The sequence below is a fragment of the Paenibacillus sp. FSL K6-2441 genome, assembly GCF_037964765.1.
Classification (GTDB): Bacteria; Bacillota; Bacilli; order Paenibacillales; family Paenibacillaceae; genus Fontibacillus; species Fontibacillus phoenicis.
Genome location: NZ_CP150174.1, coordinates 3,279,539 through 3,303,269 on the forward strand (window position 1 = coordinate 3,279,539; position 23,731 = coordinate 3,303,269).

Sequence of the window (23,731 nt, forward strand, 5' to 3'; positions counted from 1 at the left end):
TTTGTACTCGCGTTATCAAACCGTCACAGTTAAATCGGCTGAAAGGGCGGCTTGGCTGCTGCCACCAACTATTACCGTGACTTTACATGGAACCGTTGCAAAACGCATCTCCCGGGTCCAAATCCCCAGCTCTTCCCGCCCCAGGCTAAATTCAACAGTGCGGCTTTCCCCCGGGGCGAGCTCGATTTTGGTGAAACCTTTTAGTTCGGCGATTCGCCGGGTGATCCCCGATTCCCGAGCTCGAATGTACAGCTGGACGGTTTCTGCACCGCTTCGTGCTCCCGTATTTTTGACCTCCACCTGCACCATGACCCGCTCCCCGTTCTCAAGCGCAGTCGTCGAGACGGCAGTCCTGGATAAAGACAGCTTGGCATAAATAAACTGCGTATAGCTCAGGCCATAGCCAAATGGATACAGCGGTGCAGAAGGCATATCGACGTAATTTCGGATCCGTCCTGGATCCTTTTGGTTGTAATATATCGGAAGTTGGGCGGAGGATCGCGGCAACGTCACCGGCAGTTTCCCGCTTGGGTTCACCTTCCCAAATAGGATCTCGGCGATCGCCCGGCCGCCTTCCGTTCCGGGATACCATGCGCAGAGGACTGCATCGCACAGTTCAACAACCTCGCCAAGCGCATGCGGCCTGCCTTGAATGATGACGGCGACGACGGGAGTGCCCGTGGCGGCAACTGCCTCGGCGAGCTCCAGCTGGACCCCGCCGAGTGACAGATCGGCCAGGTCTACGCCTTCGCCGCAATCCATCTCAGACGGGCTGCCCTCCTTGACGATCGCAGCTCCGTTGTCTTCGAACTCGCCCCCGAACTCTCGGGCGCTGCTCCCGCCGAGCACAAGAATCGCCAGATCCGCCTCCTTCGCAGCAGCCACCGCTTCCGCGAACCCGGCCTTGGAGCGATCGCGAATCCCGCAACCCAAGGCGTATACGATGTCGACACCTTGCGGTGCACACGCACGGATGCCCTGAAGCACCGTCGTGCCGGTCCCCTCACGTTGGACGCTTGTATAGTCGCCCAGTTGGTTGTACAAGCGATCGGCGTTCGGACCAATCACCGCAATCCGACGCGGCTGGCCAACGATCGGCAACTGATCTCTTTCGTTCTTCAGCAGCACGACCGACTCACGGGCAACCTGCAGATTAATCTTCTGGAAATCCGGACACCCCACCACGGAAATTGCCCGTAACTCCGGCACGTATGGTTTGTCAAACAGGCCCAGCCGAAATTTCAGCCTCAGGACGCGCGCTACCGCCCGGTCGATATCCGCTTCCAAAACCAGCCCTTGACGAACCGCCTCCTCCAACGTGGTAAAAGCGGTATCCCATAGGCTAAGATCTACACCGGACGACAGCGCCAGCGCCGCTGCGGACTCGTGGCTGCCGGTAAGCGCCAGCAACCGGTCCACCGCGCAGCCATCCGCCATCACCAGGCCTTCGAAGCCCCATTCCTCTCGCAGGATGCCTGTCAACAAATCGCGGTTGGCATGACAGGGCACACCATCGATTTCGTTATAGGCCGCCATAAAGCCAGCAGCTCCGGCGAGCGCACCTGCCCGTGCCGCTGGAAGGTGGATTTCCCGCAGTTCTCGCGGCCCGATGGCCGCCGGACCTGCGTTACGCCCGCCCTGAGCTGCCCCCTGGGCGCATAAATGCTTCAGGACGACCGCAATGCGGTTCGGTGCATCCAGCCTGAGCGGGTCTTCGCCCTGCATTCCGCGTACCGCGGCTTCCGTAAAGCGGGCAGCCAAATAGGGGTCCTCGCCGAAGCATTCCTCGGAACGCCCCCAACGCGGTTCCTGCAAAATATCAAGCGCCGAGACCAACCCGACGTGCGCCCCGCGGCTGCGGATTTCCGCCGCCACCCGAGCGTAGGCCTGTACCATCAGCTCCGGATTCCAGGTGGCTCCGGCAGCGAGATTCACCGGCAGCAGCGTTCCGTCCAACGCCTGGTGGCCATGCGGACACTCTTCCGTCAACAGGACGGGAATGCCCAACCGGGTATGCTCCAACACATACCGCTGCACCATGTTCGCTACCTTCGCGCTGTCCGCCGCTGCAATTCCGTTCGCGTAATTCACGCCAGACCAAGGATCGCTGCGGAATAAGCCGTACAGCGCGCCCATCCCGCCGCCTCGGGCCACTTCGTCCTTAAAAGCATCGGTCAGCTCAAACGCATCTCCTTGACGGTTGTAGGCGTCCCAGCCGTACATCCGCTGATTCAGCTGTCCAACCTTTTCCCGGAGCGTCATCCGGGCCAATAAATCCGCTACCCGTTCTTCTATCGGAGCGGACGACAGCTTATAAATTTCCATCCGTATTCCCCCCGGCTCCAGACATTTCCCTGCTGACACGCAGACCGCGGTATTCCTTCGGTGTCATGCCCGTATAGGTTTTAAACACGGACACGAAATACTTATACTCTTTATAGCCGACCTTGTCCGCGATCTCGAATACCTTATCTTGCGTCGTGGCAAGCAGATGCTTGGCTTGATCAATCCGCATCTCGTTCATGTATTCCGTAAACCCTTTTCCCGTGCTTTGCTTAAAAATATAACTGAAATAGCTCGGTGTGATTTTCAGCCAAGCCGCAACTTCGGAAGCCTTAAGATCCGTGCGGTAACGTTCGATGATGTACTTTTTCGCTTTTTCAACGATCCAATAAGACTTGTCGATTCCGTTCTGATCGATTAATCGCTGCAGCTCCTCCATATCCTCGATCACTACCGTTTCCAGTCCGGCATAGGAGTTATATATATTCGGGTCCGGCTGCCCCCGGCGGGCGTAGTCCAACCCGGTCATCCCGCTTTTGCGCAAGCGCTGGCGGAGCAGGGCAAACAATTCCTCATACAGGTTCCAAGCCTCCGGCAGAAGATAACCCGATTCCCGGAAAAAATGGAACATGTCCTCCACCAATCGGTGAACTTCTTCCCGAACCTGCTTGAATAACGCGGATACGAGACACTGCACTGCCTCTCCACTATCGAAGGCTGGCAACGACCGCTCGGACATCACAGCCTCTCCATAACTGGGCGTCAGGACTTGTCGGCCGTCCAATACATGGAACGTCAGCAGGCGTAACGCTTCGGCACAGCGAACTGCGGTCTCCCCCAAATCCTCGTACACGGTGGAAATCCCGCCATAAATTTGCTCCCCTGTTCCAAGGCTGATCGAACCAATAGCTTTTGCCACCCACTCATCCCACACGACGGGTTCGATGCGACTCTCCGCTGCCAGTAAGGTCATCAGCAGGTTTTCATGGTCGAAGACGGATACGGCATGGAATGGACTGCCTTCCAGAGCACGTTGCAAACCGTGTAGCCAAGCCTCTTGAACGGCTGCGTATCTCTCCGCCTCCATATTGGCGAAATGTTCGTGGAATTCAGCTAGCTGAGTCGCTGCAATGCGGAATTGTGCGCCGTTCAGCGAAGCCGGAGGCTCCTGGCCGAACGCCATCCCGTGCCGGGCCATGCCCGACAGCCACAACTCGATCTCCCGCGTCTTCTCTTCCTTGCCGCCGGTGCGGATGGCGGCAACGATTTTTTTCACGACAGAGCTCAATTCTTCAATATCTACCGGCTTCAGCAAGTAGTCGCCTACGCCGACCCGGATCGCCTGGCGCGCATATTCGAAATCTTCATAACCACTGATAATGACGATTTGCACCTCAGGATAGCGTTGCCGTACCTGCTTCGCCAGTTCCAGCCCATCCATGCCGTCCATGCGGATGTCGGACAGCACCAGCTGGGCTCCGTACTCTTCAATGAGCCGCAGCGCTTCGAATCCATCATACGCCTCACCTACGACTTCCACGCCTAGCTGCGACCAATCGATCGTATAACGCAACCCCTCGCAAATGACAGCTTCATCGTCCACAATCAGCATTTTCACAAGTTTACCTGCATTAGCAGGTGCTACATTCATGACTCGAACATTAGGATTCATAGGGCTCACCTCCCGGATGGCCGGGCTCGGCAATAGGGAAACGAAGCCGTACCCACGTGCCTGCGGCCGAAGTATCGACAATTTCCAAACCGTACTCCTGTCCGTAAAAAATCGTTAGTCTTTCATGGATGTTTAGCAAGGCCCCTTCCCGGGTTCCGCCGGCTCCTCGCCGCTCCAGCGCGTTTCGGATCGCCTCAGCTTTACCGGGATCCATTCCCTTGCCGTTATCGATGACGTCCACCCAAATTTCGCCTTGACGGGCGTAACAGCGTACGTTTACCTCGCCATACGGCTTGCTGCGGTCCAGGCCGTGCTTGATGAAATTCTCCACTAATGGCTGTAGCGTAGCCTTCAACGTTACGGCGTCCTCTATGCCCGCCTCGATAAATAGGGAATACTTCAGCTTCTTCTCACCTAACCTGCGCTGCTGCAGGTACAAATAAGATTGGGCAAATTCCAGTTCTTTGCGCAGCGTGGTTTGGTAGCTTCCATTATTCATGCTGGAGCGAAAAAATTTCGACAGCATTTCGATCAGTTGGCTCGATTTCGATGCCCGCTCCAAACGTGCCGTCCAACGAATCATATCCAGCGTATTGTACAAAAAATGCGGATCCATCTGGTTTTGCAGGAGCTTCAGCTCGGATTCCCGCTCCCTTAACTCCAGCTTGTATTTATGCTCAATCAGTTGTTGGATCGTGGCGACCATCTCGTTAAACTTGCGGTTTAGTTCGGAGATCTCGTCATTGGAATTGACCGGAACCCGGGCGTTAAAGTCCCCGTAGGTGACTTTGCTGGTTTCTTTTTTCAACCGCAAAATGGGGCGAATGATCGTGTAATGGAAGCCGATCAACGCGGTTAAGCCCAGCATCATAATCGCCGCCAGGATGACCAGCATCGTCACTTTAATGCCGCGGAACTCCTCAGAAACCTTCGCTTCGGGAATCATGGCGACCAGTGTCCAATCCGTGTTCTCCATACTTTTATATAAAGTTAAATAACGTTGACCTTTCACCTCGCAGGTCAGATCTCCCTTTCCGGAGGACGACAGCTTGTCCAGCAACGACGCATCCGGGTGAAGGGCTTCCGGCAACGGTTGAGTCGTCCCTAAAATCACCTGGCCTTCTGGGCCAACGATAAAGACGCTCCCAGCACCGTCCTTAAAGATCCCTTTCTCCAGCAAGCCCACTATGCTCGCTTCATCCAGACGAATAATCAACCTTCCCAGCGGTAGGGTGATTTGACTGTAGGAGTTGAGAATGCGGAACATCGACAACACCCGAACCTCGCCGTTCCAATCGCTATGCAACGTATACCCTTCGGTCCAGGTAATCCCGCCTTTTCGAGCTTTGGCGGCCTCCTCCCATTTCGATTCGTCGCCACGAAACGGCTCGCCCATTTCAATCGAACTGCCGTTAAACCCGTGAATCTCAATGGAACGAATATACCCCTTCGACATCAGCTGAAACGTCAGGAAATCCTCAATGTTCCGCTTCAGTACCGCTTGTTGTTCACTGCTTAGCGGAGGGGAGGTGCGCAGGAAGTTACGCATATCCGGACTTAAAATCAAATAGTTGGCGATATCCTCCACCATTTTGGTCTGCTCGCCAAGCTGGCCAGCGACATTATCAAGGTTCCGCTTCGTGGAATTGATGAACTGATCCCGCAGCACCTCGTTAAATTGAATTTGCACGACCACGCCAACGCCAAACGTCGGCAAAATCACGAAGATGAGGAAAATGACAAGCGCCTTTCGCTTTAAGCCAAAGCTGCCGAGAAACCTTTTGTAGCTTGCCATCGCACTCGCCTCCGTCCGGTCATGATGCCTATGAGAACCTCGGTTACCCTTTGACAGCCCCTGCCGTCATGCCGGTAACCAGTTGTTTTTGCAGTAATAAATAGAAGATAATGATCGGAATCAGCGCCATCGTCAGCGCTGCCATTTGCAACGTAAGACTCGCCGTTTCGATGCCGACGAAGTTGGCCAAGCCAAGCGGCAGCGTCTTGAGCTCCGACGAGCTGATTAATACCAATGCGAACAAATATTCATTCCAGTTATAGATAAAGTTGAGGATGATAACGGTAGCCATTGCAGGTCTTGTAATGGGGAGGATGATCGACCAGAAGATTCGGAAAATACCCGCGCCATCCATGACGCCCGATTCCTCCAGGTCTTTGGGGAATCCCCGCATGAAGCCCTCCAGAATAATGATCGTTAAAGATAGGTGGAACGCCGTATACGGCAAAATCAACGATAAATGTGTATCCAACAAGTGCAATTTCTGCATGATCAGAAAAATCGGAATCAATGTTGCATGAATCGGCACGAGCATGCCAAGCAGAAATACGCCGTAAGTGATGCCGCGCAGTCGAAATTGAAACCGCGATAGGAAATAGGAGGCCAAGGCTCCTAAAAATACGGTGACTGCTAATGAAGCAAAGGTAACAAACAGACTGTTTAGAAAATACACATTCATATTCGCGACTTGCCACGCTTCCGCGTAGTTGGAAAAATGCAAGGCTTCCGGCAGCGAAAACGGGCTGGCTGCGTATTCCTGTTCATTTTTGAAAGAGTTAACGACCATCCAGAACAGCGGGACTATATTCATGATAGCGAATAGACTTAAAAAAGTGTATGCCAAAATTCGGAAGCCTACAGACTTCATGCTCATGGCCATTCCCTCCTTTCCTTAGGCATCTTTTTCTCGGCCTAGGCGATTGACGATCGAGATTACGATCAAGCTGAACAGCAGGATTAAGATCGCTACTGCGCTGCCGTATCCGTAGCGCATATTCATAAAGGCGCTGTTGTACATATGGATGGTCATGACCTCGGTTTGGTGCGCCGGACCGCCGCCCGTCAAGATCTGAATCAAGTCGAAAACGCGGAAGGAGTTACTGATGCTATAGACAACCCCAACCATCAGCGTACTGCGAATCATCGGGATCGTAATACGGAAGGTGCGTTTCAGCCCGGTGGCCCCATCCAGCTCGGCAGCTTCGTTGACCTCATCGGGAATGTTTTGCAATGCGGCCAGAAAAATAACCATATATAGTCCACAGTTCTGCCAGATATACGCAAGGCTGATCGACAGCATGGACCAACGATCGTCACCAAGCCAGTTCTGCTTCCAGCTATCGAGACCCACGATGCCCAGCAGGTTATTTAACATCCCGTATTCCGTGTTATAAACCATGCCCCAAATCAAGGACACCATGACAGAGGAGATGACGACGGGCATAAAGCCTACCGTTCGAAAGAACCCGGAGCCCTTCAGGCCGCGGTTCAGCAACAGTGCGAGCAATAACCCAAGCGGGATTTGGCCGATCAGGCCGGTCACCATAATGATGACGTTATTTTTGACGGACAGCCAGAAGATGTCGTCACCCAGAATCTTCACGAAATTATCCAGACCAACGAACTTCATCGATCCGATGCCGTTCCAGTCCATTAACGAGTAGTACAGCGACACGCCAATCGGTACAATGGCGATCCCCAGATAGATGACCAGGGCAGGTAATAAACCAATAAATATGGCCAGCTTCGCACCTCGTAACGTTTGCATCAGGGGTTCCCTCCTTTATGTCGTAATGTAGATTCAACACCGATGAATGAAGAAAACCCGGGGATCGGGTTTTCTATCACGCATCGATATTGAAGGATCAATTTCAAGAGATCAATTTCGGTAGTTATCCATCGCTTCCTGAACTTCCTTCGCCAGCTCTTCCGGTGTGCCGCGGCCTACGGTCAACGCTTGCAGTCCGTTTTGCAAGACGTCTACTACCTGCGTAGGAATGACACTGTCGAACACCGGCGCGGTTCCGTTACCGGTCAGCGCCAGCATTTCCTTCAGATACGGGCTGGCGTCATCAGGAATTTCCACCTTCGCTGGCACGACAACCCCGTTGCGGATCAGTTCTTTATACAAATCTTCGTTGACGAAAAACTTCAAGAACTCTTCAGCAGCCGCTTTCTTCTTCTCATCTAGGCCGCTCTTAATTGCAATGCCGTATTGCACAATACCTGCGCTCTTCTTCAGATCGCCTTTACCGCCTTCGACACTTGGGAACAAGGCGATGCCAAATTTATCTCCCTCTTCGTTGTTAATCCGCACTCTTGCGTCAACGGTAGCGGAGGAAATATGCATCGCTGCTTTCCCTTGGATCAAGTAGTCCTGGCCTTGAACGGAATCCATGTTGTTGGCATCCGTATTAAAGGCGCCCAGTTTACTCAACTCGTCAATGACCGAAAGAGCTTTTACGAACTCGGGATCGGTAAATTTCGCTTTGCCTTCAAGCACGGCCGGGAGGAAATCACTTCCGGTGAACCGGTCGCCAATGATCGAAATGTAGGACGATTGCAGCGGCCACTGTTCTTTATTGCCGAGAGATATCGGGGTGATGCCCGCGGCTTTCAGTTTTTTCACTACATCGATGAATTTATCGTAGGTGTCAGGGAATTGATCATAGCCGACTTGTTTAAGCATCTCTTTATTGTAGTAAATGATATCTACGAAGTTTTGTTTGGTTGGGATCGCATATTGTTGTCCGTCCACGTTAAATCCGGAAAGTGCGGCTTCTGGCAAAATTGAACCCCAGTTGTCCATGAGATCGTTGATCGGCTGAAGCAGATTACCGGCAACAAGCGGTGTCAAGTCCGCTCCCGGCCAAACGACGTTGATGTCGGACAGGTTGTTGGCGGCTGCCAGCGTGCGCAGCTTGGTCTTATATTGGGCGGATGGAACGCCATCCTGCTTGATCACGATGTTCGGGTGCGTCTTCTCGAACTCGGCGATCCGCGCTTTGTAGACTTCGTTGTCCACGTTCGGGGAAGTCCAAGGATGCATCATGTTCAAAGTAATTGTTTCCGCTTCGTTTGCTCCGCCGGCGTTGCCGGTGCTGTTACCGCCTGACGCGTTTTCTTTGCCGCAGGCCGCCGCGAACAGCGTCAGCACCGCAACCAAACCGAGCAATACCCATTTCTTGCCTCTGTTTGTTTTGCCCATAATCAACCCTCTTCTCTTGTTATTTTTGATGACTTCCATAAACATAACAGGAGATGAACGCTTTTATTTCGACACCTGTTATATGACTTATTATAAAAGCCAACTCCGATCGACTATATCCCATAAATTTTCGATTATATCCGAAATATTTAGCCGATTTTTAAAGGATATCCTGTCAAACTCGTAAATTCATGTCATATTTTTTCACATAATTTATGGGAAGCGTTTGCAAGTCTTACTCTTTGAAAAACCGCTTTAGTGCGGTTATTCAAAGGCAACCTTTAGTCTTGCGGCTCATTCAGAATATAATCCACGAGTTCATCCAACGGCACTGTCGCCAGCGCGATCGCGGTATCCGTTACCCCGTAGTAGATGTAGAGCAACCCGTCTTTGACGACATTCCCCGTCGGGAAAATGACGTTTGGAATCTGGTAGCCGAATTTTTCGTAGTACGTTTCCGGCTCCATGATGAAGTTTTTCGTGCGGGCGATGATCTTCTCCGGGTTCTCCAGATCCAGCAGCATAGCCCCCACGCGGTAAACCACCTCGTCGTCCACGCCGTGATAGAGCACGAGCCATCCGCGATCCGTCCGCACCGGCGGCGTCGATCCTCCGATTTTGCGCGATTCCCAAGCCATGTTCTCCGCTTTCGCCAGCAGCTTCGGCTCTTCCCAATGGATTAAATCCTCGGAGTAGGTGATCCACATCGCCGCTTTTTCCGTGCCGTACGCTTCGCCTACGTATTCCTCCGGCCGCCGCAGCAGCACGAACTTGCCGTTAATCTTCTCGGGGAACAGGATGTTGTCGCGGTCATTGATGTCCAGCGGCGTCGTGTCGGCGACGAATTCCCAGTCGATCAGGTTCTTGGAGGCAAGGATGGATGAACGCGTCAACCAATGGCCTTCCTGCTCGCCCCATCCGTCCGGGTATTTCGGAATCGAACGCTCTGGAACGCCTCGTCCCGTCGGATAGTAGCTCATTGCACATGGACGCAGCGCATAGTTCATATAAAACGTATCGTCGATTTTAACGATCCGCGGGTCCTGCACGCTGCCGTACGGGAACCCCAGCATGTCCGGCGTAACGATGGGCTCGTCCTTTACGTGGGTGAAATGGACACCGTCTTCGCTTTCCAACAACCCCAGGTAGTTTTTGCACGGTGTCAGCGATCCCGCCGTCCGTTCGATCATATAAAATTTGCCGTTATCGATGATCACCGCCGGGTTGAATACGGTTACTTTTCTCCATTCAAAACCGCCCGGTACCACGATTGGATTTTCCGGATGTCTCGTGATCTTCATCTGCGCTCCTCCTCCTAAACCCCTATAACAATCTAGATATAAAAATCTGTATTGTTATTATAGCCCCGGCGTTCTGGCGGAAATATCCCATAAACTTTCGAAAACATCTGAATAATTTCTGATCATTTTTTTCGCATAAAAAATCCCCAGGTCGTTGCATTTAGAGCAACAATCTGGGGTCTGATGTTCATTCGAGCAACCGCGTTATGCGTCATAATCAACGATGTAACTTTGCAGCTCCGTATTATAGTAGCCGATGCTATATTCGGCCAGTCTTCCTTGGACATCCCGCGAATAACGCGAACGCTTGAGCACGGGCACCCCGTCGGCTAACCGCAAAAACTGCTTTGCCTCGGCTGGCGGAAGCGACACCGCGAACTCGTCCCTCAGCTTGTCCAGCGATACGCCCCACTCCTCCAGAACTTCATAGAGCGAATGGTCGCGGAAATCTTCAAGCTCCGGTTCCGAGGGTTCTTTCCAAGGGGCGGCCAAATAATGCTCGTAAAAAATATACGGCTCACCGTCGAGATAATACGCACGTTCCAGCTTCAAGCAACGCTCCCCGAACAGCTGGTGAAGCTCGGAGCCCGCCTCGTTGCGCACCGTCTCAGCGCGAAGCCACTCCTTGCGGATCTGATGGCTTTCCTCCACCAGAATCTCCGTGAAGTGCTTCCATTTCGACCACTTGGAGGCGGCTTTATTGCGGATCACTTTGGTGCCTTTGCCGCTGCCCTTCTCCAGATAGCCTTCCTGGACGAGCTCCTGAATCGCACCGCGGACGGTGATTTTACTGACAGCAAACTCCTGCTCCAGCTGAGGCTCAGAAGGGATATTCGAACCTAGCGGGTATACGCCGTGTAAGATACGTTCCTTCAAGATGTTTTTGATTTGTAAATATAACGGTCTATCTTTGCGGGACAACATCACGAACCTGTTCCCTACCTTTCCACATCGCCAGCGGCGGATTGCTCCATCGCCCGAAGGATTTCGGCCTCCGTCGCCATCGGGGTATCGCCCGGCACGGTATGGGCCAGCATGCCCGCTGCCGCCGCAAACCGGACAGTCTTCTCCAGGGCAAAGCCCTCCAACTCCCCATGGATAATCCCGCTCGCAAAAGCGTCTCCTGCCCCTATTCTATCATAGACGGAGAACGTGAGCTGATCAGAGAACGCAAAACGTTCCCCCTTGTACAGAAATCCGCGCAGCGAATGCGTATTGTTGCGGTGGATTTGGCGGTGCGTTCCGGCAATTACGGAAATGCCATAGTTTGCTGCCACGGCCGGAATCAGCTCCTTCAGCTGCTCCTCCCGGTCCTGTTGGTCCGTGGCCATTCCCAAGGTCAGCAGTGCATCCTTTTCATTCATCATCACGATGTCCGCCAACCGCAGCATCGCTTCATAATGCGGTTTCGCCTGGGCATATCCGCCTTCTCCCCAAAGGGACGGCCGGTAGTTGCAATCAAAAATCACCTTGCCCCCCTGCCGCTTAACCGCTTCGGCGAGCGCCTTCATGTGGGATCGTACGCCGTCGTTCATTGCCAGCGTAATCCCGTCGAAATGGATCGCCTCCATGCTGGCGGCGATGTTTTCGAAATCGTAGGTTCCTTCCGGCGCGGTGTTAAAGCTACTGTCCAACCGGTTCGAGTATGTGACGCGGCTGGGACGCACACCAAAGCCGTTCTCCAATAAGTACATGCCTACGTACTTGCCTCCCCGGACAACGTGGGCGGTGTCAATGCCCAGCTTGCGTAGATAGGCGACGGCGGCATCGCCCAGCGGATTATCCGGCAACCGCGTAACCAGTGCACCAACATGCCCATAGCGGGATAAGGCCGACACCACATTTACTCCGGTACCTGAAAAAGAATACTTCAACGTATCCGCCTGCGCTAACGTCTCGTACCCCGGGACCTGCAGACGCATCATCACTTCACCGAAGGCTGCTATGCGGCGGTTAGGCATAAGCATCCGCCAGCTGTTTCATGATTTTGGTCAGCTGCAGCACGTCTTCGGTGCGGGTGTAACCGGTCTCCTTGTCGATGATCGAGGTATATACGTGCGGAATGACCTGCGGTACGCCGGATTCCAAGGCAATGCGCAGGATCGGCTCGAAATTGTCCAGGTCGATTCCACCGGTCGGCTCCAGCGCAAAATTTTCCTTCGCACAAGCAGCCGCCACCGCGCGAAGCTCTTCTTCGCGGCTTAAGCCTTGCATCGGGAAATATTTGAGCGCGTTGCCGCCCATATCACGCACCAGCGCGATCGCCGCTTCAACCGGAACGATCGCCGGCTTCTCCTGGGCGGCGCTGGCCGGGCCGGTGGAGATGTTCACGTATCCCGGTTGCCCTGTCGGGGATACCAGGCTGTTGATCCAGCTGTCTTGCCCGCCAAGATTCGCCCGGGTCGCCCCAACAGCCGGGAACACCTGATTGATGTGGCTGCCGGCATAACGCTTGGCGATCTCGGCAACGACTGCCGCTTGGCGATTATCGCCGGCGCCAAGGCCAATCGACACCGCATCGTCGATTTCCCGGCCGTAAGCTTTCATCGCCGTTACGGCTTCCTCAACAGTAGGGTAGTCCTTGGAAAGGACCCCAACGAGAACATGACCTTCCGCGGCTTCGAACACTGCCTTGGCGTTCGCAATATCTTTAGCTAGTACGTTGAGGGCTACCCGATTTTTATAAAAACGTTTTGCGATTTGCGACATCTTAACGTCCTCCTGCCAATTCGCGAATTTTTGCGGCAATGATCTGGATATCGTCCCCCATCAGCGGGCGAGGATCGATATCAAAATACCCTTGTCTAACTCCATAATCCCGGGTGTAAATGGCAATTTCGCCGGTTTGCAGCGCATGTACCATCTCCTTCGCCGTCATTCCGGCTTGCTGCGGGTCGACCTGCACCCGGGCCCGGTAAATCGCTCGCCCGGCTTCGTCCTGCACGATGGAGACCCGGATTCCCGGGAGCTCACTCAACGGCATCAAGGTCTGCAAAGCCTCTTTCTCGCGCTCGCTGTTGTCTGGTTTGACGGCGTATTCGTCCAGAGCTTGCAGCAGACCAAAGGTCGTTTCCTTGCCCACCTTCATGCTCCGACCAATGCCGTGCAGCTGTACCTTCACCCATTCGATGTACGTGCGTTTTCCGGCAACGATACCGGAGGTCGGGCCCTCGATCGCCTTGGAGCCGCTGTAAATGGCCAAGTCGGAGAACTTCACGTATTTTTGCAGATCCTCCTCCGCCGCTGCGTCGACGATCATCGGTATTTGATTCCGTTTCGCGACCTCCCACGCCTCTTCGACGGAGATCATGTTCTTCTGCACGGCGTGGTGCGATTTCACATATAGAATCGCCGCGGTTCTGTCGCCGATCGCGTCTTCGATATGCTCGGCCCGCCCTTCGTTAGCGTAGCCAACCTCAACCAGCTTGCCGCCGCCGAGGTACACCATCGTTTCCACGGGAGCGCCGTACTGCACGTTGTGGCCCTTCAGCATAATGATTTCGTTACGGGGGATTTCCTCCTGATGCAGACGTAAGCTTTTACGCCGGTCGCCCTGCGTCACAATCGCCGCTATCGACAAAGCGATGCCGCTGGAGGCCGAGTTTACGACCACCGCCGCCTCCGATCCCACGTGCTTAGCGACATAGTCTCCCGCCTTGTCAACGAGGTCGGCGATTTCGACGTAGCTTTGGCCGCCGCGCTTCATCGCTTCCATCACCGTGTCACTTGGCGCGGATACACCAAGGATGCTCATCCGCCCGCTGGCGTTGATCACGCGCTTAAGCCCGTACTTTGCATTCAATGAATTTTCCATGGACGATCACTCCTTTAGCTTCGATACGGCGGTTCGAGACGCGCCGTTCTCCTTCCGAATCAACGAGTTCCACAGGTTCTTCCTTAACGGCAAACAACGTTAAATGGGCCGGGTCCCCGACCTGTATACGGCCAAGCTCTTCTCGGCCCAGCCATTGTGCGGCACGAGTGGTTACCGCAGCAATAACTTCTTCAAGCGGATAACCGAGATAGAGGAATTTGCTTAACACATTGGCCATACTGTACACCGGACCGTTCAGCCGGTTCCCCCGGTAGATGTCGGTGCTGATCGTGTCGGGGTGGATCCCTTGTCGCTTCGCCGCCTCGGCCACCCGAAACGAGAAGCTCGCCGTGCCATGGCCCACATCAAGATGCACCCCTCGGCCGATCGCCTCGGTTAACACCGGGAGCGGTTCGCCCGCTTCGTCAAACAAATTGTTCGCTTTACCGTTGAGATAATGGGTAATGATATCTTTTCGTTGCAACAGCGGAATGACCTCCCTGATATCGGGCGGCGCCGATCCGATATGCACCATAAGCGGCATTCCTGTCTCAAGCGACAGCTCCCGCGAGATGCGCAGCGGAGTGACCTCGTTTTCGCGGACTACGCTTTGGCTGATTCGCGCTTTCAGGCCAACGATGGAGTCGCGATAATCGGCGAGCGCGGCCTTCAGGAGCTCACGGTCGATCCAAGCTAATTCAGACAGCTCGTCGATGCGTTTCAGACCGATCCGCGAGATGTTCAAAAAAGCCAGCAAATTGGTCTCCGCCCGCTTGCCGCTGGCCACAAGATCGCCAATCCGGTCCGCGCCGCAGCTGCCAGCGTCCACGATCGTCGTGACGCCTTGCTTCACGCCGATCTCATCAATTTCATCGCCATACGGGTCGAATTCCGGAAACGCGTGGACATGCATATCGATCCAACCGCTGGACACGTATAGGTCGGTCCCATCCCATTCCCGATCGCCGCGAGCCTGACCGGCTCCAGTGATCTCAGCGATGATGCCGTCCTCGATAACGATGTCGATCTCTTCCCCGTTAACTCTTTTGAGATGGCGGTAAACGACTCTTTCCTTCATCATAGCTCGCCTCTTTTTAATGGATCGTTGTCATGCCTGCCTCCGATTGGATTTAGCATAACACGGAATTTCGCTCTTGAGAATATAACGTTATAATGTTTTGCTGTTGCATTTCTCTTACGCTTAATTTAATCTTAACCTCCCGGGAATCCAGGAAATATCCCATGAAATTACGATAATATCCGAAAAAGTTGTAAATTTACACTGTGCATTAAGCAAAAAAACCCCCGTATCACTTTGCAAGTGACCGGGGGATTCTAGTAATTCGCAGCTTTTATACTAACTCTACCAAATATGGTATAATAGTCCTGACAACAGAAGGCTTAAATGGGTGGTCGGCTAGTCTCCCCGATGGGAGGTGATGCCTGTGGAGGTTAAAGACGCACTGTCTCTGATAATCCAATTCGGAGCGCTATTAATAGCACTCATCGGTTTGGTCATTACGATCGTAGCTACGTCAAACCAAAACAAAAAGAAATAGACCCCCCATTTGTGGTAGGTAAGGGTCTATTCCTTTTACCAACTACAGCCGACCGCTCTTCAAAGCGGCTGTTGTTAGAGTGAAGATGTTCCCGCATCTTCACTCTTTATTTTATGGAGATTATTTGCTTTCATTCTATCACAAAGAAAAACGTATTGACAATGCACCTACCAACCATCCTGATTTGAAAAATGCAAAATAAGGGCCGCTCGCAAAGCGAACGGCCCAAAATATAGGAGGCTCAGGAGGCAGTATGCCGCCCTTTTGCCACAGGTACACAAGCTAATATGTTATCGATCCGAAAAGCCCGAGGGGCATGGGAAGTCAGGCATGTCGCCCGAACCAAACCGCCCCGCACATCATGAACTTCGATCCGCCGCTGCGTGATCTTGCCTGTACGGTCAACGTAGATGATTTCTACGGTTCGACCGATGTATTTTTTCACCAGGATCATCTCCATATAAGAACATTTGTTTGTATTATATGCAAACAAATGTTCTTTATTCAAGTGGAAATGCCCTCCAAGCAAGATCACGCTGCTCTATGACCGTAAGCCCTTCATTTGTCCTTCGTTCTTCCCTGGCGATTGTTCCCGAGTTCAAACAACCCGGTGGCCGACAAACCCGCCAAACCGCCCGCCCAGAGTCGCAGCACCAGCTCCATTTCCGTAAATGGGTACGCCGCTGCTCCGACCAGTACGCCGATGATCACGCCGATGAAAGGGATTAGATTTTTGGGCAGGTTGAAGGTCGTTTTCACGAGTTGCACCAAAGCTAATACAAATACGGACAAGACCGAGGCAAACGCCAATACATTGGTTAAAATCTCGTTTTGCATAACGATGACTTCCCTCCTTCTTATTGCTCCGGGATGCCCGCAGCCCGGCGCAGGTAATTCGCAAGATTGTGAAAATGCTGCGCCCGTGCCATATTTCCTTCGTCCCGTGCCTTAAACCAAGCCGGCGATAGCCAGCGGAAGATGATTTCCTGTGCATTGCTTTTTGGCAGCGGAATCAGTGGGCCGGGAGTGGACGAAGAAGCTAGCGGAATCCCTGAGGCCACCCGAAGATTGTTCGCCAAATTGTGAAAATGCGTCATGCCAACCTGGTCCCCCTTGGCACGCGAAGCAAACCATGCGGGGGAAACATAGTTATCGATCAACGACTGGGCGATGGAAGCGGGCAATGGCGTAAACGACGTATTCGAGTTTGACGTCGGGCTAGGCGTACGCATGGTCTTGAGTTCGGCTGAGATATCGTCCAGCAATCGGTTCATCGTTTTCCCGCCTGTAGCCAGAGCTTTGTCGGGATCCTGTCTTCGCGCCGGGTCAAGTTGCCTGTGAGATGGAATAAAGACGTAAGGGTTCTTGTTCCATTTGTAACAGCAATAAGCCAAATACCAGACATACCGCTTGTACGCTTCCGTAAATTTTATGCGCCCGCCGTAGCAAAATTCCACCCCGATGGCCGCATCGTTGGCATCATAGCCAAATAAATCATTGTCCGTCTTCACGTTGTACAGCACGTGCCAGGCTTTCTCCGCAGGATCGGGGCCGGTACCTGTCGGGATAATTTCAAGGATTTTTGTATCATCAATAAACACATGGGCCGAGGCCGTGCGATCCTTCAGCGAGTTGAAATAGGCATAGTGGTTGTCCGCCGTTGCCCCCGGATTCCCTGTGTCATGCGCCACAAAAAACTCCGGGGTTCCCGTCGTCAACCTCGTCCCTGGCCGGACATTAGGCCGCTTTGCAATGTATCGCCTTTCAATTCGGTACTTTTGTGTATCCATAAGCGATTTCACCCCTTCCATTTATGCTATTCCGCAAGGTGCCCCCTTCGCTTGTGCACTTGTGAGTACGATTCTAGGATTTTCATCATAAAACAAAAGAGCCTGCGATATTTAGCAGACTCTGGTATAATTTGGCATGAATTTGGACGGGAGAGTAGCGCCTCCGGATCGGATGTGATGCATATGAAGTTTTCTAACTAAAATAACCCGCCCAGGTTAGCGCCAAGGTGCGGGTTATTCTCTGATGTACATTTGGAGGTTTCCCACCCAAGTGTTGTACCGGGGAGGCTGTGGCGCAGCCTCCTTGTTTCTATTGTTATCTTAGCATACTCTTCCATATACCTCAATAATTCACAAGAGCTTTATTCCTCTAGCCGATCGATTCGCTTATGGGCTTGTTTCGCCGATTCCTCGACGCGCGTCAGCCGCTCGGAGAAGGCTTCAAATCGCTGGCCTTGCAGCTTTTGTTCAATTTTCATGTCGTCTACGCCCCGCTTGATGTACTCTACATCCGCCCGTTGCACAGCCTCCGCTTCAGCCGACTCCTCAGCCTCCCGTCTCGCCGCCTTTGCACGCCCCGCCCACCCCAACGCAATCCCGCTCACCGCCGCCAGCACGGAGGTTACCGCGGTGATGATCGTAATGTCCATGATTACACCTTCTTTCGGGGAAAATGAAGAGCCCTCGGGGGACCGAGGGCAGAAAAAACTATAAAGACTATTTAATGTTCGAGTTTTTGTTGCATAGTTTGATCCGATTAGGCACTTGGATTAAAAATTAATGTCCATGCGGACCATCCGCCTGATCCTTGCAGTTGGTATCGTCTATAGATTTTATTCGAGTAGATTATATGATACTCTTGCCAGGCGTATGAATCTGTCGTTGTTCGGGTAGTTATTAATGTTCCGCCGATACCCTCCGGAAATCCCCTACCCGCTGCAGTAGCATTCGATACATGCAAATATGTTATTGCGCGATCTGGATAACTTGTGATTGGGGTTGAAGACGTTTCTGTTGACCCGGTTTTGTATATAATTTGCAAATTGCCGCTGTTACTTGCCGTAATTAATTCATTTTCGTAATTATACGTATCTTGAGTAATACCCAGTTTTGATTGCATAATTTTCCACATCAACATATGTCCAGATGCTAGTGGATGTGAGCCGCCATCAGACTGTAATAATTGATTCAGCGGTGCTCGTGTTTCTGCGGAATACTTTAAAAACTCCCTGTAAAACGAAAAATGAGGCCATTTATTTTCGATGCAGACCTTGGTTGTTACCCGGTCTATCACATCCATCGTGATATTTCTGCCCGAAACGATATTACCCGAGGAATCAAAATCGTTTAGCGTAGGAGATGGGGAAATTACAAAAAGATGGTTGCAAGTTGTCTCCACATATTGCAAAAATTCAGTTAAGGCCATTTCAAACTCTTGCGCATCGGCTACAGCACTGCGATCGTTAGTACCCAAGATGACAAACACAACGTCATTGTCTGTACCAACCCATTGATCCCTATACGTCACGCCTTCCTCGCTCACCGACCAGCCACCAACACCAGCATTGAAAAAATCAACATTTGGAAATTTTCCCTCAATATACTTACGGAATAAGTTAACCCATCCTGGAGGCGTTTTTAGCGGTTCTCTTTTTACTACGCCACCTTGGTCAACAATTACTCTCCCGTCTGGGTCTTCTCCCGCTCCTGGCACGTTAAGACCAACCGCTATAGAGTCGCCAATTACCCTAATCTTTGTTATCTGTCCTGCTTCTAGTGACGAAATAAACCAGTTTCCCAAAACATTGAAATTCTGCTCAACATCCGCCAAATGTGAAGCAACACTATCACTTACCAACTTCACTGCCTTTTCAGTCGCTGCCACATCCTCCCGAGTACCATCGGTTGCATTCGAAAGCTGCACCTTCCCCTTCACTGTTAACGAAGCATCAGGGATATCAATCTCTCCTATGGCCGCATCAATCTTATCCCAGTTATCATTCAACATTGTTTGAATATTAAAGGTTTCGTTTCCGTCGGCTATAGGATCTTTCTTAAGCAAATTGAGATTCGGTGTGTTAGTTGCCAACCGGATCACCTCCTGCAAATTTGTTTAATGGGATTTGTTCCAGTTCATGAAGCGTCAATACTCCGTGAACATCACGAATCAACATGTAGTTAAACTCAAACTCCATTTTTAAATGTGCTGGCTTCAACTCCTCAATGGCCGCTTTCAGATCATCCAGGTTCGGCGGAATGCCCACGGTATCCACAAACTTCACCGTAAACCTCCACTCCCCCGGCTGAAAAGAAACCTCCACCCTTCCCCGGTCATACGCCTCGGCCACATTTTTCACCAATCGCCCGGAGAACTTCCCGCTGCCACTCAGCTTGGATTCGACGACGGCACGGCGTTGGTCCAGCGATTTACTTAAGTCAGTCGCGATACCAAGCTCGCTCTCCCAGCGGTCCAGGCCCCAAGTCGCCGTGCGCACAAAGAACTGCTGAAAAGTCTCGTCCAGCGCCGCGAACAGCAGGTCCATCTCCGCACCTTTGGCGTTCATATCCGCCTGCATAACCCGGGAAGTCTCGTAATAGCCCGGAAGATAGGAGAACATCTCACGCCCTCGGGGGCTGGTCAGCAAAGACTCCTTCGTACTCGCACGTAAAGCTTCTCCCTTCTCCCACCGCATCGGTTCACTCATACACATCCACCGTCCCCAATACGGCAACCTGGCCCGTATAGATCTCCAGATTGGTGTCTGCGTTGCCATTCACCGTCAACTCGGCATAGTCGATGATCGGCGGAATGTCCAGCAGAATCGCAGCGATCCGCGTAAACCGAACCAACGGGTCAACAAAAGCCAGCTGCTTTAAATACGCCCGCACGCCATCCTCGATTTTTTTCTTCACTTCAGCCATTGTCACGCCGCTGGCCAGCGTCAGCTTCACGCGAATATCGATCGGCACCTCCTCGGCAGCCATCACCGTAACAATCGCTCCCGCAGGTGCCACACCTTCGCCTTGCCCATCCTGCGTCGGATCAATATATGCCTGTGCCGCCGCAACGATCTCCTCGTTCGCCGCCCGCTTGTCCGCATCCAGCAAGTAGATCCCCACCGTGCCAGGACCTTGCCACAACGGTTCCACCTGTGCTCCGCCCACGCCAGGCACTTCACCGGCCCACTTCAAATATTGCGCCTTGTTTCCACTTGTCCCCTGATTACGTACCTGTGAAAAAAAACGCTCCAGCAGCAACTCATCCGACTCGATGTCGGCTCCACCCCGCGTAGCCTCCGGGTTCGTAACCGCCGTCAAACCACTAACGGGCGTAGCCATCACCTGGATGACGCCCGCCGGTACAACCCCCGCTCGGCCAGGAACCAACGCTCGAATTGGGGCCGTCCCCACTCCGTTCTCATCCAACGTCACGGCTGCCGTCGTTTCATATTCCATCGACGCCTCCGCCGAATACTCATCCGCCGGCGTCGCCACAATCGTCCCCGCAGGAACTGTCTTCCCCGGCTCCCCAGTAAACTGCACCATACCAGTCGCTGCCACCGCCGGCCGCCGTGTAACGCCATGCTCCGCCGCCCGGAGATCGAGATACTCCCCATACGTCGTGCTCGCAAATCCCCGCGCCAGCAATTGTTGTGCCCACGTCGCAGCCTCCGCCAGCATGAAGGCCACCGGCGCTTCCGCATCCCAAATAAAAGAACCCTCGGATTTATCCATATCCGAAGGTACCCGTTCCAGCATTCGCTGCATAATCCGCTCTTCCGTCTGATCCTGCAAATAAAGCGGCAATTCCGCCATCACGTCACACTCCCTTCCACTAACAACTCATCTTCCCTCACGTTTTTGACCCGGCACGTAAATCGACACCCATCCTCCCGCCAATCAAAAACAAACCCGTCCACGCTCAGCGTCCGCGGGTCCACCATCAGCGTCTCCGTCGCGATCCGCCGGATTTCGCTTTCCTGAACGGCCCGGCTATAGCCTTGGCCGATCAGCTCCTCAAACTCCTGACCATACGCACGGGAGTAGATCACATGTCGATATCGCGGGGTACGGATCGCTTTTTCACACCACACCTTCCAGGCGGCGATCTCGTCGGCAGGGGCGATTTTTCCCGTAGGCGTCATCACGAACTCCCCGGCATCAAAATCAAATCGCCAGCTCCGGCCAAACGTCACCGTATCCGCAACCGCTTCCTGCTCGTCCAGTCCCGGAACCAACCACGAATCCGCCACCGCCTCCGGAAAAAGATTAGCCATTCCCGCTCACCACCCTGCATAGCACAATTGCATCATTCCCGCCGTTTAGCGGCAGTGCCAGCACGCGATCGCCGGGTTGAATTTGTAGCGACAGCACCGTGTCTTTCGTTTCCGGTGGCATAAATGTAAACTCCCCTTGGCCCTCAACGCTGCCTCCTCCGCCGTCTTTTAACCCGCGGACCTCTCCGGTCATCTTCAACTCCGGGAGCTTCAGGATGCCTGGGAACTCTGCAACATAGTATTCTTGAATTTCATGCTTAAAACTGTCCAGCTTCAGTCCCGTGCCCGTCACGGTCCCAAGCTCTGCCGTCGCACCGGTTAGCACTTCGGCAGCTTTTCTTGCTGCATTTTCCCGCAGTGAAACGGCCAACGCCGCATAAGGATCATTGCTCAAGAAAATACCTCCTTCTCACGTCGTCCATCGTCGCGAGCTCCAGCGTCATATGCCCGGGATCCCCCAGTTCATGCGACACGGAAGTCACAATCAGGTTCAGCCCGTTAAAAATCACCTTATCCCCCGCCCGGATCGTATTTAAATCGATGCAAGTAACGGTATAAGACTGCCTTAGGCCCGTTAGCATGGACTCGGCATATTTTTTGGCGGCACCGGCGGTTTTGACGTTCTCATCCTGCACGATCCGTTGCAGCACGCCGTATTTGGCAGTCTCTCCGCTCGCTACGGCCAACACCTTGGAAGGTGCACTATCGCCACGGTTCTCGGTCCCGATGACCTTCACTCGTGTCACCGAGCCTTCCAGTGTACGATTTTGCGTGGCTTCCTCCAGTTGCTCCAGCTTCCAAACCACGTCATTGCTGCCGATCTTGAACAAGGTTAATCCAGCTGGTGTCATTCGCGGCACGTACATGTCCCCGCCAGCCTTCACCGTCTCCTTCAGATCCGACAAGATCATGTTGTAAAGGGTTTGCGGACGATAGAAGGCTTTTTTCAGCTTGGTTTTTGTATCTGGTACCTTATCAAGTGGAATGCCCCAGTCTGCCGCGTATTTCTGAAGACGCTGGGCTGCTGTTCCCCCTGCCGGAAAAAGATACTCATCCTCCGATTTCGCCAAATAAATCGTCCGATCATACACCGTCACCGTCATGTGCTTCGTCTGCCTCAAGGTGCTGGAGCAATCCCACACCACGCCCGGATGCAGCAACGGAACCATCTTGCCCCCAGCAGCAATGCCGCTGCCCGAACCGTTATACGGCACGCCGCTGATCCGAATCTCCTGCCCCGGTTCAATCCCCGGAAAAGAAGCCGAAATCCTCAGCCCAATCGTGCCCTGATACGAAATTTGAGCGAGTGAATCCTTGAGCGAGATGCTCTCAACCAATTCCCGCAAGTAGTATTTGTTTTGCAGCACCACTTCGTAACTCACTGCGGCATCACCAGCTTTTGACCGGGCTTAATTCGGTTCGGGTCTTTGCCGATCATTTTTTGGTTGGCATTATAGATCTGCTGCCACTTCGAGCTGTCACCAAGCTCCAGCTTTGCGATTTTGGACAAGGTGTCACCTGATTTAACGACATAGGTTTTTGCGGGCTTTTTCGTGTCCGGCCGGGTGGATTTGGCTGTCGAAGCTGCTCCGCCGGCATCCGCCTGAGTGTGCACCTTCATCTCCCGCCAAGTCCGAGCGGTTAAATCAAAATACACGTCCCCCGGCTCCCCACCCCGAAAGGTACTGTTATGAGCCGCGATGGTCACAAGCACGTTTACGGCCGTATCGGTAATGATCATGCGAACCGGCGACTTGCTGTTCATCATGGTCGTGAGCCGGTTCATCGCCTCCTGCGGATCGGGGAGGTTTTGATAGTTGCAATACCCCGGATCATAAGCCGCCGGAAAAAAAGAAGAGAAGGCGATCTCCTTCACCCTCTCTCCAGCCGGAAAGTCATATTCCCCCAGCGATACGATATTCACCGTCTCCACACCTTTGCTCCGGGAGATCGTAATCTCCTCCGGGTTCACGGGAAACACGAAATTTTGTCCCGTACCGTCAATTAAGTGAATCTCCATACGTCCCTGCTC

At 53.1% G+C, this 23,731-nt stretch carries 24 protein-coding genes; 1 reads left to right on the top strand and 23 read right to left on the bottom strand.

Features of this window, described 5'->3' with window-relative positions:
* Positions 1 to 15 precede the first annotated feature (15 nt).
* The 12 genes from NSQ80_RS15030 to NSQ80_RS15085 form a co-directional block, all read right to left on the bottom strand.
* A complete protein-coding gene (locus NSQ80_RS15030) occupies positions 16 to 2,325 on the bottom strand; it encodes a glycoside hydrolase family 3 N-terminal domain-containing protein (protein WP_339299681.1) in 2,310 nt (769 codons plus the stop codon).
* Complete coding sequence (locus NSQ80_RS15035; protein WP_339299683.1) at positions 2,312 to 3,955, bottom strand: response regulator; 1,644 nt, start codon at positions 3,953 to 3,955, stop codon at positions 2,312 to 2,314. The genes NSQ80_RS15030 and NSQ80_RS15035 overlap by 14 nt, the downstream gene beginning before the upstream one ends.
* Positions 3,945 to 5,750: a sensor histidine kinase gene (locus NSQ80_RS15040; RefSeq protein WP_009224245.1), complete on the bottom strand. Its 1,806-nt coding sequence runs from the start codon at positions 5,748 to 5,750 to the stop codon at positions 3,945 to 3,947. The genes NSQ80_RS15035 and NSQ80_RS15040 overlap by 11 nt, the downstream gene beginning before the upstream one ends.
* A 43-nt stretch (positions 5,751 to 5,793) precedes the next feature.
* Positions 5,794 to 6,624, bottom strand: coding sequence for a carbohydrate ABC transporter permease (locus NSQ80_RS15045; RefSeq protein WP_028537387.1), 831 nt, complete (start codon positions 6,622 to 6,624; stop codon positions 5,794 to 5,796).
* 18 nt (positions 6,625 to 6,642) lie between these two features.
* A complete protein-coding gene (locus NSQ80_RS15050; protein WP_260070978.1) occupies positions 6,643 to 7,518 on the bottom strand; it encodes a sugar ABC transporter permease in 876 nt (291 codons plus the stop codon).
* A gap of 111 nt (positions 7,519 to 7,629) precedes the next feature.
* A complete protein-coding gene (locus NSQ80_RS15055; RefSeq protein WP_339299687.1) occupies positions 7,630 to 8,958 on the bottom strand; it encodes an extracellular solute-binding protein in 1,329 nt (442 codons plus the stop codon).
* 281 nt (positions 8,959 to 9,239) lie between these two features.
* Entirely contained in the window at positions 9,240 to 10,259 is a 1,020-nt protein-coding gene (locus NSQ80_RS15060) for a glycosidase (RefSeq protein ID WP_009224249.1), read from the bottom strand.
* Between the two features lie 204 nt (positions 10,260 to 10,463).
* A complete protein-coding gene (locus NSQ80_RS15065) occupies positions 10,464 to 11,186 on the bottom strand; it encodes a GntR family transcriptional regulator (RefSeq protein WP_009224250.1) in 723 nt (240 codons plus the stop codon).
* Between the two features lie 11 nt (positions 11,187 to 11,197).
* Entirely contained in the window at positions 11,198 to 12,220 is a 1,023-nt protein-coding gene (locus NSQ80_RS15070) for a sugar kinase (protein ID WP_339299690.1), read from the bottom strand.
* Positions 12,213 to 12,968, bottom strand: a complete 756-nt coding sequence (locus NSQ80_RS15075) for a KDGP aldolase family protein (RefSeq protein ID WP_339299692.1) — start codon at positions 12,966 to 12,968, stop codon at positions 12,213 to 12,215. The genes NSQ80_RS15070 and NSQ80_RS15075 overlap by 8 nt, the downstream gene beginning before the upstream one ends.
* A 1-nt stretch (position 12,969) precedes the next feature.
* The gene (locus NSQ80_RS15080) at positions 12,970 to 14,073 is read right to left on the bottom strand and encodes a DgaE family pyridoxal phosphate-dependent ammonia lyase (RefSeq protein WP_339299694.1); all 1,104 of its coding nucleotides are present in this window, start codon (positions 14,071 to 14,073) and stop codon (positions 12,970 to 12,972) included.
* On the bottom strand, positions 14,039 to 15,151 hold the full coding sequence (locus tag NSQ80_RS15085) for an amidohydrolase/deacetylase family metallohydrolase (protein ID WP_339302176.1): 1,113 nt from the start codon (positions 15,149 to 15,151) through the stop codon (positions 14,039 to 14,041). The genes NSQ80_RS15080 and NSQ80_RS15085 overlap by 35 nt, the downstream gene beginning before the upstream one ends.
* Before the next feature lie 367 nt (positions 15,152 to 15,518).
* Here NSQ80_RS15085 and NSQ80_RS15090 point away from each other — a divergent pair, with 367 nt between their 5' ends.
* A complete protein-coding gene (locus tag NSQ80_RS15090) occupies positions 15,519 to 15,632 on the top strand; it encodes a putative holin-like toxin (RefSeq protein WP_339299696.1) in 114 nt (37 codons plus the stop codon).
* Positions 15,633 to 15,873: 241 nt separating this feature from the next.
* Here the strand turns inward: NSQ80_RS15090 and NSQ80_RS15095 are convergent, their stop codons facing one another.
* From NSQ80_RS15095 to NSQ80_RS15145, 11 genes are all read right to left on the bottom strand, one after another.
* Positions 15,874 to 16,080, bottom strand: coding sequence for a hypothetical protein (locus tag NSQ80_RS15095; protein WP_339302177.1), 207 nt, complete (start codon positions 16,078 to 16,080; stop codon positions 15,874 to 15,876).
* 110 nt (positions 16,081 to 16,190) lie between these two features.
* On the bottom strand, positions 16,191 to 16,469 hold the full coding sequence (locus tag NSQ80_RS15100) for a holin (RefSeq protein ID WP_009224256.1): 279 nt from the start codon (positions 16,467 to 16,469) through the stop codon (positions 16,191 to 16,193).
* A 20-nt stretch (positions 16,470 to 16,489) separates the two neighbouring features.
* Positions 16,490 to 17,422, bottom strand: coding sequence for a peptidoglycan recognition family protein (locus NSQ80_RS15105; RefSeq protein WP_339299699.1), 933 nt, complete (start codon positions 17,420 to 17,422; stop codon positions 16,490 to 16,492).
* Positions 17,423 to 17,784: 362 nt separating this feature from the next.
* On the bottom strand, positions 17,785 to 18,072 hold the full coding sequence (locus tag NSQ80_RS15110; RefSeq protein WP_009224258.1) for a hypothetical protein: 288 nt from the start codon (positions 18,070 to 18,072) through the stop codon (positions 17,785 to 17,787).
* Positions 18,073 to 18,179: 107 nt separating this feature from the next.
* Positions 18,180 to 19,511, bottom strand: coding sequence for a GDSL-type esterase/lipase family protein (locus NSQ80_RS15115; RefSeq protein ID WP_339299703.1), 1,332 nt, complete (start codon positions 19,509 to 19,511; stop codon positions 18,180 to 18,182).
* Complete coding sequence (locus tag NSQ80_RS15120) at positions 19,501 to 20,127, bottom strand: YmfQ family protein (protein WP_323077254.1); 627 nt, start codon at positions 20,125 to 20,127, stop codon at positions 19,501 to 19,503. The genes NSQ80_RS15115 and NSQ80_RS15120 overlap by 11 nt, the downstream gene beginning before the upstream one ends.
* Positions 20,120 to 21,238: a baseplate J/gp47 family protein gene (locus NSQ80_RS15125; RefSeq protein ID WP_339299706.1), complete on the bottom strand. Its 1,119-nt coding sequence runs from the start codon at positions 21,236 to 21,238 to the stop codon at positions 20,120 to 20,122. Before NSQ80_RS15125 ends, NSQ80_RS15120 begins: the two co-directional genes overlap by 8 nt.
* A complete protein-coding gene (locus NSQ80_RS15130; protein ID WP_339299708.1) occupies positions 21,238 to 21,699 on the bottom strand; it encodes a DUF2634 domain-containing protein in 462 nt (153 codons plus the stop codon). Before NSQ80_RS15130 ends, NSQ80_RS15125 begins: the two co-directional genes overlap by 1 nt.
* Complete coding sequence (locus NSQ80_RS15135) at positions 21,692 to 22,093, bottom strand: hypothetical protein (RefSeq protein ID WP_260070965.1); 402 nt, start codon at positions 22,091 to 22,093, stop codon at positions 21,692 to 21,694. Before NSQ80_RS15135 ends, NSQ80_RS15130 begins: the two co-directional genes overlap by 8 nt.
* Entirely contained in the window at positions 22,083 to 23,081 is a 999-nt protein-coding gene (locus NSQ80_RS15140) for a phage portal protein (protein ID WP_339299711.1), read from the bottom strand. Before NSQ80_RS15140 ends, NSQ80_RS15135 begins: the two co-directional genes overlap by 11 nt.
* Entirely contained in the window at positions 23,078 to 23,719 is a 642-nt protein-coding gene (locus tag NSQ80_RS15145; protein ID WP_339299712.1) for a LysM peptidoglycan-binding domain-containing protein, read from the bottom strand. Before NSQ80_RS15145 ends, NSQ80_RS15140 begins: the two co-directional genes overlap by 4 nt.
* Between the last annotated feature and the right edge of the window lie 12 nt (positions 23,720 to 23,731).